We start from the raw sequence: 13184 nt of genomic DNA on the forward strand, positions 1-13184 counted from the left end.
GTCAGGCCAGCCCGGAATAGTCCGGGGCGCGTTTGGCGAGGAAGGCGTCCACGCCTTCCCTGCCGGTCGGGCTGCCCGCGGCGGCACCCATGGCATCGCGTTCGGCGTCGAGTTGCTCGCTCAGCGTCGCGGTCGCCGATTTGCTCAGCAGGGAGCGGATGGAGGCGTAGCTGGCGCGCGGGCCGCGGGCCAGTGTGCGTGCCAGCTCCCGGGCCGCGCCGAGTACCGATTCGTCGTCCTCGGCGATCCGGGCCAGGATGCCGAGGCCCTGGGCTTCGGCGGCGTCGAGGACCGCGTCGGTGAGCAGGATTTCCCGCGCCTTGGCGGCCCCCACCAATCGCGGCAGGGTCCACGACATCCCGCCGTCCGGGCTCAGGCCGACACCGGGATAGGCGGGCCGCATCCTGGTGCCCGGGCCGCCGATCGCGATATCGGCCGCGCAGACCAGGCTCATTCCGGCACCCGCGGCCCAGCCGTGCACCGCCGCGATCACCGGGACCGGCGCGGAATCGAGGGCGCGCACCAGAATGTGCAGGGTGTCGGCCAGATTGTAGAGATGTGCGGCCCGGTCCTCGGCGGCCGCGAAATCCCGGACGTCACCGCCTGCGCAGAAATTCGGGCCCGCACCGGTCAGCAGTACGGCACCCACCTCCGGTTTCAGCGCCTCCAGCGCGGCGGTGCCCGCCGCTACTCCCGCGAAATCCAGTGAGGTGCCTTTAGCGGCGGTGGACAGGGTGATCTCCAGGACCCCGTCGTCGATTCGGACGTACTCTGCTTCGGTGCTCATGGCCCAGACACTACTGCCGGGCGCACCATCCTGATCTCGGTTGCGGCACCGAATCGTTCGGCCCGCTCGGTGCCGTCGGGGGCGAATCCGTACTTCGCGTAGAAGGCGCGGGCCCGGGGGTTACGGTCGAAAACCCACAGCGAACAGGACCGGCCGGGTTCGAGAACCGCGCCGAGCAGTGCGTGCGCGAGCCCGGTTCCGTACCACCGCGCGCGGACGTACATGGCGGCGAGCTCGCGTTCGGCGACCGCCGGCTGCTCCTGTGGCGGGCCGTAGCGGGTGAATCCGATGATCTCGTCGCCGATCCGCGCGATCAGGATCGTGCCGTCGTTGCGGCGCGCGGCGCGCGCCCAGCTCGCGGCGCTGTGGTCGACATCGAACGCGTCGAGCAGGTGATCGGGTACCAGACCGTGATAGGCCTCACGCCAGCAGGCGATATTGCACACCGCCAGCGCCCGGGCATGGACCGGGGTGGCCGGGAGGATGGTCCAGGGTGGTTCCGGGGCGGTGCTCATCCGCCGGCCCGCCGCGGCCGGATACGGACCGGACGCGGACACGACTTCGCCCCGGCTGCTGCGAAGAAGCCGGGGCGAATCGTATTCGAAGGTCTACGGGGCCCGCCGCGAGGGCGGACCGTCCGACGGCACTCAGCCGCGGACGACTTTGCCCGCCTTCAGGCACGAGGTGCACACATTCATCCGGCGGGTGTTACCCGGGGCGACCTGCGCGCGCACGGTCTGGATATTCGGGTTCCAGCGACGGTTGGTGCGCCGGTGCGAATGCGAGACCGACTTACCGAAGCCGGGGCTCTTGGCGCAGACGTCGCAGACGGCAGCCATAGTCGCGAACTCCTTCATGTCATGGTGGGGATCTGCCACCGGTACAGCGGTCGATCCGAGAACAATGTCGTTCTGCCTGCCGAACAGGGGCTCGGTGAGCGCACACCGTTCAACGGCCGCGCCAGGCAACCCTGCAAGGTTAGCCCGACCCGCATTGATACTCCAAACCGGGGGTTGTCGTGCCCATCGACGCGGAGGCAGCCGCGAGCCGGGGAGTGCCGACAGGCCGAGGTGGGCACCGCTAATCTTGGCGACCGGGGTAGTGCGCAGGCGAGGAACGAGGTGGCGGTGGCCGGAACCCGGCAGGTGAGCGATGGCACGGACGGTGTGTCCGATGGCACCGGGCCGGGTCCGGCCGGACTCGACGGGGCCGGGCTGCTGCGGTGGGGGCATACCTGTGTCGCCGGGCTCGAACGGCGACGCGCGGAGATCGATGCGCTGAATGTCTTCCCGGTGCCCGATTCCGATACCGGGACCAATCTGCTGTCCACCATGCGGGCCGCCGTGGCGGAGGCGGACCGCGCGGGCGAGCCGGTCGCGGCGGACCGGACCGCCGCGGCGCTGGCGCGCGGCGCGGTATCCGGCGCGCGCGGCAATTCCGGGATCATCGTCGCCCAGGTGCTGCGCGGCCTCGCCGAGGCGACAACCGGTCCGGTCCTGGCCGCCGCCGAGTACCGTGCGGCGCTGCTGCGGGCCGCGGCGCTGGTTCGCGAAAGCCTCAGCGAACCCATCGAGGGCACGATCCTCACCGTCCTCGACCGGGCCGGCGCCGCCGGACGCTCCGGAGACGATCTCGCCGCCGCGGCGCGGGCGGGCGCCGATGCCGCATCGGCGGCGCTGGACGCTACCCGTGACCAGCTCGATGTGCTGCGTGACGCGGGTGTGGTGGATGCCGGTGCCCGGGGACTGCTGGTGCTGCTGGACGCGATGGTCACGGTGGTCACCGGCGAGGCCCCGGCGCGCCCTGAATACAGTGCCCCGGTTCCGGCGTACCCGGGGGCGCGGGACGCGGCGGCGGACCCGCGATACGAGGTGATGTACCGCGTGACCGATACCGGGACGGAGCCGCCCGCGGATCTGCGCGCGCGGCTGGACCGGCTGGGTGATTCCGTGGTGGTCGCGGCCGACGGGCGCGGCGGCTGGTCGGTGCATGTGCACTGCGCCGATGCCGGTGCGGCGGTGGAAGCCGGACTGGCGATGGGCGGGCTGGCGGATATCCGGATCGAATACCTCGTGGAAGCGGACCCGGCGCGGTCCGGTACGGACTCCGATACGCGCGGTGCCCGTGGCCGTCCCGGGGGGACGTGCGGTGTGGACCGGCGGCGGGCCGCCCGCACCGCCGGGGACCGGCCGCGCCGGAGTTCCGGGCGGTCCGCCGAACCGGCCGACCGGGGGGTGCTCGCGATCGCCGCCGGAACCGGCGCCGCCGAATTGTTCGAGGCGGCGGGCGCGGTGGTGCTCGGCGCCGAACCCGCGTTGCGATCCGCCGACTTGCTCGCCGCGATCCGCCGGTTGCCGCACCGCGAGGTTCTCGTCCTGCCCAACGGCGCCCTGCCCGCTCAGGAACTGGTCGCGGTGGGCGCGGCGGCCCGGGACGCGCACCGCGATGTGCTGTTGCTGCCCAGCACCAGCATGGTGCAGGGGCTGGCCGCGCTGGCGGTCCACGACCGGTCCCGGATCGCGGTCGACGATGCCTTCGCGATGTCGGAGGCCGCCGCCGCGACCCGCTGGGGAGCGCTGCGCCGGGCGCGGGGCCGCGCCCTCACCATGGTCGGGACCTGCGGCCCCGGCGACGGTCTCGGCCTGGTCGGGCACGATGTGGTCGTGATCGACGGGGATACCAGGACAGCGGGGGAGACCCTGCTGGACCGCATGCTCGGCCTCGGCGGTGAACTGGTGACCCTGCTGGTCGGCGCGGAGGCGCCGGACGGTCTCGCCGACGGTCTCGCGCACCATATCGGGGAAGAGTTTCCCGGCGTGGAGGTCACGGTGTACACGGGCGGACAGCGCGGTGACCTGATACAGATCGGGGTGGAATGAGCACCCGGCCGGTCCGGGTGCCCACGGTGACGGGAGTATCGCGATGGCGACACTGAGCGACCGGCTCGACCACGTCCTGGGCGCGAAAGCGGCCGGGTCGCTGGCGGATGCCTTCGATATGCGGACCGTGGAGGATCTGCTGCGCCATTATCCGCTGCGCTATGCCACCCAGGGACAGCCGCTCACCGAGGAGGCGCCGGAGGACGGCGCGCATATCACCGTGATCGGCCGGATCACCAAGGCCGAACTGCGTCCGATGCGGCAGCGGCGCGGCTCGCTGCTGAAGGTGGTGCTCGACACCGGTGCGGGCCGGGGCGTGGACGTCACGTTCTTCAACGGGGACAAGGTCAAATACGCGGTCCGTCAGGGCGCGCGGGCGATGATGTCGGGGACGGTGACCTATTGGCGGCCCGGACAATGGAATCTCAGCCATCCGGGTTATCTGATCCTGCCCGAGCCCGGGGACGACGAACCGGCCCTCACCACTGTGCGCGGTGGCGGTGATCTGCGCGGGATCGCGCAGAGCGCCAAGGGTTCCGACGGCGTGGACATGTCGTTCTTCGAACGCGAATACCTGCCCGTCTATCCCGCCACCGCGAAAGTGCAGAGCTGGGAGATCCTGGCCTGCGTCCGGCAGGTGCTCGATCAGCTGGACCCGCTCTCGGACCCGCTGCCGGAAGAGTTGCGGGCCGAACGGGCGCTGATGCCGGTCGGGGAGGCGCTGCGACTCATCCATCTGCCCGAGCACAAGACCGATATCGAACGGGCGCGGGAGCGTTTGCGTTTCGACGAGGCGCTGGCGCTGCAATTGGTGCTCGCCGAACGCCGGCACGAGGTGTCGGCGCGGGTCGCCCCGGCCTGCCCACCCCGTCCGGACGGTATCGCCGCGGCCTTCGAGCGGCGGCTGCCGTTCGACCTCACCGCCGGGCAGCGTCTGGTCATCGACGAGATCGCCGCCGATCTGTCCCGGGAGCAGCCCATGCACCGGCTGCTCCAGGGCGAGGTGGGTTCGGGTAAGACGATCGTCGCGCTGCACGCCATGCTGCAGGTCGTCGATACCGGACGGCAGTGCGCGCTACTGGCGCCCACCGAGGTACTGGCCGCCCAGCACTACCGGTCGCTGCGCGCGATGCTGGGTGATCTGGGACAGGGCGGGGAACTGGGCGCGGCCGAGAACGCCACCCGGATCACGCTGGTCACCGGCTCGATGCCGGTGGCCGCCAAACGGGAGGCCCTGCTCGCCGCGGTGACCGGGGAGGCCGGGATCCTGATCGGCACGCACGCCCTGATCCAGGACGCGGTGGAATTCTTCGATCTCGGGATGGTGGTGGTCGACGAGCAGCACCGTTTCGGCGTCGAGCAGCGTGACGCGCTGCGCGCCAAGGCGAAGGCGGGCAATTCCCCGCATCTGCTGGTGATGACCGCCACCCCGATCCCGCGCACGATCGCCATGACCACCCTCGGTGATCTGGAGACCTCGACCCTCACCGAACTGCCCCGCGGCCGCTCCCCGATCGCGTCGAAAGTGGTGCCGCGCCGAGTGCATCCCAACTGGGTGGACCGGGCGTGGGAGCGGATCACCGAGGAAGTGGGCCAGGGCCGCCAGGCCTATGTCGTGTGTTCACGGATCGGTGACGACGAGGAGGGCGCAGGCCGCTCGCGGGGCGGGAAATCGAAGGGCAGCGGCACCGATAAAGAGCCGCCCAGCACCCAGGCCGTGCTCGATGTCTTCGACCGGCTGCGCGCCGGACCGCTGGCGGCGCTCCGGGTCGGACTCCTGCACGGGCGGTTGCCCTCCGATGAGAAAGACCAGGTGATGCGTGATTTCAACGCCGGTGAGATCGATGTCCTGGTCTGCACGACCGTCGTCGAGGTCGGTGTCGACGTGCCGAACGCGACGGTGATGGTCATCGTGGACGCGGATCGTTTCGGAGTGAGCCAGCTGCATCAGCTGCGCGGCCGGATCGGGCGCGGGAAACATCCCGGGCTGTGCCTGCTGATCACCGACGCCGCCCCCGGCGGTCCGGCGATGACGAGACTGGAAGCGGTGGCCGGGACAACCGACGGTTTCGAACTGTCGGTGCTCGATCTGCGCCAGCGCCGCGAGGGCGATGTGCTGGGTTCCGCGCAGTCGGGGACGGCGCGTTCGCTGCGGCTGCTCTCGCTGCTCGACGACCTGGAGGTCATCTCCACCGCGCAGGAACTCGCCCGCACGCTGGTCGCCGAGGATCCCGGTCTCACCCGGCATCCCGGGCTCGCGGCCATGATGCACGCCGCGGTGGATTCCGAGCGACTGGAGTACCTGGCCAAATCCTGACCGCCCCGTGCCGCGGGTGCCGGAAAAGGCAGCGGCACAGGGGAACCGGTGTGTCGTGCCCGGCGTCAAACCTGGCACACGGTAACGCTGAGGGGAAGGGGTTGGGCAGATGGAATCGGAACAGGGGTGCCGAGCGGTACGACGGCTGTCGACGGCGTCGCAGCCACGGGTCAGGCCGGTGCTGCGGATGACACGGCACTGCCCGGAATGCGCGGCGGAACGCGCCAGACGCCGGGAATCGGAGGCAGGGGAGGGCTGACCGGTCCGGGCCGCACACGGCCCGGACCGGTCGTTGCTCACTGGTCCGTCAGCGCACGGCCCGCGCGGCGGCGACCATATTGCGCAGCGAGGCCTCCACCTCGGCCGTGCCGCGGGTCTTCAGACCGCAGTCCGGGTTCACCCAGAGACGGTCGGCGGGTACGGCTTTCAGCGCGGCCCGCAACAAGGCGGTGATCTCCTCGGTGCCGGGCACGCGCGGCGAGTGGATATCGTAGACACCCGGGCCGACGCCCGCGTCGAACCCGGCCGCGTTGAGGTCGTCGAGAACCTCCATATGCGAACGGGCCGCCTCGATCGAGGTCACATCGGCGTCCAGGCCGGCGATCGCGTCGATCACCTCACCGAATTCCGAATAGCACAGGTGCGTGTGGATCTGGATCGAATCGGCCACCCCGGCGGTGGAGAGCCGGAACGCGTGCACCGACCAGTCCAGATAGGCGGGCTGGTCGGCCTTGCGCAGCGGTAGCAGTTCCCGCAGTGCCGGTTCGTCCACCTGGATGATCCGGATACCCGCGTTCTGCAGATCCACGGTCTCGTCCCGGATCGCCAGTGCGACCTGTTTCGCCGAATCCGCGAGCGGCTGGTCGTCGCGGACGAACGACCAGGCCAGGATGGTCACCGGGCCGGTGAGCATCCCTTTGACCGGCTTATTGGTGAGTGATTGCGCGAAGGTGATCCAGTCGACGGTCATCGGCGCGGGCCGGGTGACATCGCCGAACAGGATCGGCGGGCGTACGCAGCGGGTGCCGTAGGACTGCACCCAGCCCAGTTCGGTGGCGGCGAAACCATCGAGCTGTTCGGCGAAGTACTGGACCATATCGTTGCGTTCGGGTTCACCGTGCACGAGGACATCGATCTCGAGCTTCTCCTGCAGGGCGATCACCTCGGTGATCTCGGCCCGCATCCGCCGCTGGTATTCGGCCCGGTCGATCTCGCCCTTGCGCAGCGCGGCGCGGGCCAGCCGGATCGCCGGGGTCTGCGGGTAGGAGCCGATGGTGGTGGTCGGCAGTGGCGGAAGGTGCAGGCGGTTCTGCTGGAGGATCCGCCGCTCCTCGGCGGGGGCCCGCCGGATGGCGTCCGGACCCAGCGCGCCCAGCCGCGCCCGCACTCCGGCGTTGCCGATCCGCGGATCGGCGCGGCGGCTCGCCGCGGCGGCCCGCGCCTGCCCGAGCTCCGTGGCGACCGCCTCGGTGCCGGAGTTCAGGCCGGTGGCCAGTACCCGCACCTCGGTGACCTTCTCGGCGCCGAACGCCAGCCAGGATCGCAGGGCGTCGTCGAGTTGCGTCTCCACCGCCAGCGAGTACGGCACGTGCAGGAGCGAGCAGGACGTCGATACGGCCACCTCCTTCGCCGAACCCAGCAGCGTCGCGAGGGTCGACAGCGCCTTGTCCAGATCGGTGCGCCAGACATTGCGACCGTCCACGACGCCCGCGACCAGCAGCTTTCCGGCCAATGCGGGAACGGCGGCCACTTCGGCGACATCGGTGCCCGCGACCAGATCGACGGCGATGCCCTCGACCTCGGTGGCGGCCAGCGCGGCCAGCGCCGGACCGGGGTGCCCGAAGTAGGTGGCGACCAGGACCGCCGGCCGGTCGGCCGGCGCGGTCAGCTCGGTGTAGACGCGCCGGACGACCGCCAGTTCGTCGTCGGTGAGGTCGGTGACCAGCGACGGTTCGTCGAGCTGCACCCAGCCCGCACCCGCCTCGGCCAGCAACCGCAGCAGTTCCTGGTACAGCGGGATCAGCTCGTCCACCCGATCCGGTCCGGCGCCGACGGAGGTTTTGGCGAGCTTCAGGAAGGTGACCGGGCCGATGACGACCGGGCGTGCCGGGACACCGAGCTCGATCGCTTCACGCAGCTGGGCGAGTACGGCGTCCGGGTCGAGCGCGAAGGTGGTATCGGGGCCGATCTCCGGGACCAGGTAGTGGTAGTTGGTGTCGAACCATTTGGTCATCTCCAGCGGTTCGACCGAATCGTTGCCGCGCGCTGCCGCGAAATAGCGGTCCAGCGGGTCGGGGATATCGGCGACCCGCGGCGGCAACGCGCCGAGCAGCACCGCCGCGTCGAGCATCTGGTCGTAGTAGGAGAAGGTGCCGACCGGGATGGAATCCAGTCCGGCGGCCTGCAGTGCGGCGTACTGGTCGCGGCGCAGCGTACGCCCGGTCTCGTGCAGCTGATCGGCGTCGATACGCCCCGCCCAATACGATTCGGTGGCGCGTTTGAGTTCCCGGCGGGGGCCCACCCGGGGAAGGCCGAGAACTGTCGCGGTGAACGGGCTGTGCGGAATAGCGGTCACGGTGTTCTCCAGTACTGAAGTGCGGTTTGCCATCGCCTTCCGCGGGCGTGCGGCACCGATGAGACCCCGGATCTCCCGGCCGCGGGGCCGGGACGTGTCAGCACTGGTGGACCGCGACGCCCAATCCACGAGGCGGTGGTCACCGGATACGGCGTACCCGGTACAACCGGCAGGTCTTCGGACTCGCGGGCACCGGCCGATAGGCCGACCTACTGGCCGTCGCTTCCCAGGCCGTGCGCCCAGTGCTCATAACGGCGGTCGTTCCCGCTCACCGCTGCGGGACAGTTCCGGATTTCCACCGGATTCCCTCTCACCCGCTCGGTCGCGGGCTTCGACGCCGGGGCGGACGCTCGGGGCTCCTCATCGTCCGGCCGGCGGACCAGCTGCGTGTTCCACCATAGCCCGCCCGCGCGTTATCGCCGTGGCGCGGGCGGCGGTGCGTGCCGGGAAGTGGTCGCACGCCCCCAATCGGCCGCCATCTCATGCCGGTACCCGGCGTGACCCGACGCCGAGTCGGGCCTGTTTGTGACGTCCCGATGACCAAGACTTCGCAGGCTTGCCATATCCCCTTGTGAAGATTCCGTGAAGTGGACTTCGCTGTCGAAGCTGGATGTGGCGCCGGGTACGTTGGGTCAATGTTCTCGAAAGTCTTGGTTGCCAATCGTGGCGAGATCGCCATTCGAGCCTTCCGCGCGGCGTACGAGCTCGGTATCGGAACGGTTGCGGTTTTCCCGCACGAAGACCGCAATTCGGTGCATCGCCTGAAGGCGGACGAGGCATACGAGATCGGCGAGCAGGGCCATCCGGTCCGGGCGTACCTCTCGGTGGAGGCCATCATCGAGGCCGCGAAGACCGCGGGCGCGGACGCGATCTACCCGGGCTACGGGTTCCTGTCGGAGAACCCGGATCTGGCCGCCGCCTGCGCGCGCGAGGGAATCACCTTCATCGGCCCCGCCTCGGAGGTGCTGGAGCTGGCCGGTAACAAGGCGCGGGCGATCGCGGCGGCGCGCGAGGCCGGGTTACCGGTGCTGGATTCGAGTGCGCCGTCGGCGGATGTCGACGAGTTGCTGGCGGCGTCGGAGTCGATGGAGTTCCCGGTATTCGTGAAGGCCGTCGCGGGGGGCGGCGGCCGGGGCATGCGCCGCGTTCCGGAACCGTCCGGGTTACGGGACGCGATCGAGGCGGCGTCGCGGGAGGCGGAGTCGGCGTTCGGCGATCCGACCGTATTCCTGGAACAGGCGGTGGTGAATCCGCGTCATATCGAGGTGCAGATCCTGGCCGACCAGCACGGCAACGTGATGCATCTGTTCGAACGCGACTGTTCGCTGCAGCGGCGGCATCAGAAGGTGATCGAACTCGCGCCGGCACCGAATCTGGACCCGGAACTGCGGGATCGGATCTGCGCGGACGCGGTCGCGTTCGCCCGGCAGATCGGTTACAGCTGCGCGGGGACGGTGGAGTTCCTGCTGGATGAGCGCGGTAACCATGTCTTCATCGAGATGAACCCGCGGATCCAGGTGGAGCATACGGTGACCGAGGAGATCACCGATGTGGACCTGGTGCAGTCGCAGTTGCGGATCGCGGCGGGGGAGACCCTGGCGGATCTGGGGTTGAGCCAGGAGAAGGTATCGATTCGTGGTGCGGCCATGCAGTGCCGGATCACCACCGAGGACCCCTCCAACGGCTTCCGCCCGGATACCGGCCGGATCACCGCCTACCGCACCCCCGGCGGCGCCGGAATCCGGCTCGACGGCGGCGCGAACCTGGGTGCCGAGATCGGCGCCTATTTCGACTCCATGCTGGTGAAGCTCACCTGCCGCGGCCGGGATTTCCCGACCGCGGTGGCACGGGCGCGGCGTGCGCTGATGGAGTTCCGGATCCGCGGTGTCACCACGAATATCCCGTTCCTGCTGGCGGTGCTCGACGACGACGATTTCACCGCCGGCCGGATCACCACCTCGTTCATCGACGAACGTCCCGAACTGCTCGCCACCCGGGAGCCCGCCGACCGCGGCACCAAGATCCTGAACTATCTGGCCGATGTGACGGTGAACAAGCCGCACGGGGCGCGGCCGACCGCGGTGTATCCGCACGACAAACTGCCGGGGATCGACCTGTCGGTACCGCCGCCGGACGGGTCGCGGCAGAAGCTGCTGACGCTGGGCCCGGAGGGTTTCGCGCGGGCGTTGCGAGAGCAGAAGGCGGTCGGGGTCACGGATACGACCTTCCGCGACGCGCATCAGTCGCTGCTGGCGACCCGGGTGCGGACCAATGGCCTGCTGGATGTGGCGGGGCATGTGGCGCGGTTGACGCCGGAGCTGTTGTCGATCGAGTGCTGGGGTGGGGCGACCTACGATGTGGCGTTGCGGTTCCTGTACGAGGATCCGTGGGAGCGGCTGGCGGCGTTGCGGGAAGCCGTCCCGAATATCTGTCTGCAGATGTTGCTGCGGGGCCGCAACACAGTCGGCTACACGCCGTATCCGGAGCGGGTCACCCGGGCGTTCGTCGCGGAGGCGACCGATACCGGGATCGATATCTTCCGGATCTTCGACGCGCTCAACAACGTGGATCAGATGCGGCCGGCGATCGACGCGGTGCGTGAGACCGGTACCGCGATCGCCGAAGTGGCGCTCAGCTACACCGGTGACCTCGCGAATCCGGACGAGAAGCTCTACACCCTGGATTATTACCTGAAGCTGGCCGAGCAGATCGTGGACGCGGGCGCGCATGTGCTGGCGATCAAGGATATGGCCGGTCTGCTGCGCGCCCCGGCGGCGGCGAAACTCGTGACCGCACTGCGCAGCAATTTCGATCTCCCGGTGCATGTGCATACCCATGACACCCCCGGCGGTCAGCTGGCCACCTACCTCGCCGCGTGGCAGGCGGGCGCGGACGCGGTCGACGGCGCGTCGGCGGCGCTGTCGGGCACCACCAGCCAGCCCGCGCTCTCGGCGATCGTGGCGGCGGCGGCGCACAGTGACCACGACACCGGGCTGGACCTGGCGAATGTCTGTGATCTGGAGCCGTACTGGGAGGCGCTGCGGAAGGTGTACGCGCCGTTCGAGTCGGGGTTGCCGGCGCCGACCGGCCGGGTGTACACGCACGAGATTCCGGGTGGTCAGCTGTCGAATCTGCGGCAGCAGGCGATCGCGCTGGGGTTGGGCGATCGGTTCGAGGAGGTCGAGGCGAAGTACGCGGCGGCGGACCGGCTGCTGGGCCGGTTGATCAAGGTGACTCCGTCGTCGAAGGTCGTCGGGGATCTGGCGTTGTCGCTGGTGGGCTCCGGGATCGAGATCGAGGATTTCGCGGCCGATCCCGGGCGTTACGACATCCCGGATTCGGTGATCGGTTTCCTGCGTGGCGAACTCGGCACCCCGGCCGGTGGCTGGCCGGAACCGTTCCGGGAGAAGGCCCTCGCCGGCCGCAGCGCCGCGAAGCCGGTGACCCCGCTGACCGACGCGGACGAAGCCGGGCTGGCCGGTACCTCCGAACAGCGGCGGGCAACCCTGAACCGCTTGCTGTTCCCCGGTCCGACCGCGGAGTTCCTGGCGCATCGGGAGAAGTACGGCGATACCACCGGATTGTCGGCGAACCAGTTCTTCTACGGACTGCGTCATGGTGAGGAACACCGCGTCCAGCTGGAGAAGGGCGTCATCCTGCTCATCGGGCTCGAGGCGATCGCCGAACCGGACGAACGCGGTATGCGCACCGTGATGTGCATCCTCAACGGCCAGCTGCGGCCGGTATCGGTGCGCGACCGCTCCATCGCCAGTGAAATCCCGGCCGCGGAAAAAGCCGACCGCGCCAACCCCCATCACATCGCCGCACCCTTCGCCGGTGTCGTCACCCTGACGGTCACCGAGGGCGATACCGTCGCCCACGGCGACACCATCGGCACCATCGAGGCCATGAAGATGGAGGCGGCCATCACCGCGCCCCGCGGCGGTGTCATCGGCCGGGTGGCCATCACCCAGGTTCAGCAGGTGGAAGGCGGTGACCTGCTGGTCGAGCTGACCGAGCGCGAATCCGAATGACCCGGATCGTCGCCGGCCGGGCCGGGGGGCGGCGCCTGCGGGTGCCGCCCGCCGGGACCCGGCCGACCTCGGACCGGGTGCGGGAGGCCCTGTTCTCCTCGATCGAATCCCGGATGGACCTCGACGGCGCGCGGGTGCTCGACCTCTACGCCGGATCGGGGGCGCTCGGACTCGAAGCGCTCTCGCGCGGAGCGGCGGCGGCGCTGCTGGTCGAATCCGACCGGCGCGCGGCGGCGGTACTGCGCGGCAATATCGCCGACCTCGGACTCCCGGGCGCCCAGGTGCGCGCCGGCACGGTTACGCAGGTGCTGGCCCACGGCGGTGCGGGGGCCTTCGACCTCGTATTCGCCGATCCGCCCTACGATCTGCTCACCGACGCCGTGCAGGCCGACCTGGTGGCGCTCGCGGCCCACGGCTGGCTCGCCGCCGAGGCGCTGCTACTGGTCGAAAGGTCCGCGCGCTCGGCCGAAATCGTGTGGCCCGCGGGGTTCGAGCGCCGCGCCGCCCGCCGGTACGGGGAGACGCGTATCGAGTCGGCGGTGTACACGGGCGGTGAACCGGCCGTGGACAGCGAACCTGCTAGCGTCTGAAC

8 protein-coding genes and 1 riboswitch are annotated in these 13184 nt (G+C 70.0%); of the genes, 4 read left to right on the forward strand and 4 right to left on the reverse strand.

The window, feature by feature from the left end; genetic code table 11:
- Window position 1: 1 nt before the first annotated feature.
- The 3 genes from AB0F41_RS13610 to rpmB form a co-directional block, all read right to left on the reverse strand.
- Complete coding sequence (locus AB0F41_RS13610) at window positions 2-787, reverse strand: enoyl-CoA hydratase-related protein (protein ID WP_357423419.1); 786 nt, start codon at window positions 785-787, stop codon at window positions 2-4.
- Window positions 784-1344 (reverse strand): GNAT family N-acetyltransferase, encoded by a 561-nt coding sequence (locus AB0F41_RS13615; RefSeq protein ID WP_357423421.1) that lies wholly within the window; start codon window positions 1342-1344, stop codon window positions 784-786. The genes AB0F41_RS13610 and AB0F41_RS13615 overlap by 4 nt, the downstream gene beginning before the upstream one ends.
- A 90-nt stretch (window positions 1345-1434) precedes the next feature.
- Window positions 1435-1626 (reverse strand): 50S ribosomal protein L28, encoded by a 192-nt coding sequence (gene rpmB, locus AB0F41_RS13620; RefSeq protein ID WP_357423423.1) that lies wholly within the window; start codon window positions 1624-1626, stop codon window positions 1435-1437.
- A 375-nt stretch (window positions 1627-2001) separates the two neighbouring features.
- On the opposite strand from rpmB, the gene AB0F41_RS13625 reads away from it, so the two are divergent.
- A complete protein-coding gene (locus AB0F41_RS13625; RefSeq protein ID WP_357423469.1) occupies window positions 2002-3666 on the forward strand; it encodes a DAK2 domain-containing protein in 1665 nt (554 codons plus the stop codon).
- A 43-nt stretch (window positions 3667-3709) separates the two neighbouring features.
- The gene (recG, locus tag AB0F41_RS13630) at window positions 3710-5983 is read left to right on the forward strand and encodes an ATP-dependent DNA helicase RecG (protein ID WP_357423425.1); all 2274 of its coding nucleotides are present in this window, start codon (window positions 3710-3712) and stop codon (window positions 5981-5983) included.
- A gap of 307 nt (window positions 5984-6290) precedes the next feature.
- On the opposite strand, the gene metE is transcribed toward recG, so the two are convergent.
- Window positions 6291-8591 carry a 5-methyltetrahydropteroyltriglutamate--homocysteine S-methyltransferase gene (gene metE / locus AB0F41_RS13635; protein WP_357423427.1) on the reverse strand — a complete coding sequence of 767 codons (2301 nt, stop codon included), beginning with the start codon at window positions 8589-8591 and terminating at the stop codon, window positions 6291-6293.
- 117 nt (window positions 8592-8708) lie between these two features.
- Window positions 8709-8915: riboswitch (cobalamin riboswitch) on the reverse strand.
- Window positions 8916-9193: 278 nt separating this feature from the next.
- Between metE and AB0F41_RS13640 the strand changes: the two genes are divergently transcribed.
- Together AB0F41_RS13640 and rsmD are read left to right on the forward strand one after the other, a co-directional pair.
- The gene (locus tag AB0F41_RS13640) at window positions 9194-12592 is read left to right on the forward strand and encodes a pyruvate carboxylase (RefSeq protein WP_357423429.1); all 3399 of its coding nucleotides are present in this window, start codon (window positions 9194-9196) and stop codon (window positions 12590-12592) included.
- Entirely contained in the window at window positions 12589-13182 is a 594-nt protein-coding gene (gene rsmD, locus AB0F41_RS13645) for a 16S rRNA (guanine(966)-N(2))-methyltransferase RsmD (protein WP_357423431.1), read from the forward strand. Before AB0F41_RS13640 ends, rsmD begins: the two co-directional genes overlap by 4 nt.
- Window positions 13183-13184 lie beyond the last annotated feature (2 nt).

Origin of the sequence: Nocardia sp. NPDC024068 (genome assembly GCF_040638875.1) — a bacterium.
Classification (GTDB): Bacteria; Actinomycetota; Actinomycetes; order Mycobacteriales; family Mycobacteriaceae; genus Nocardia.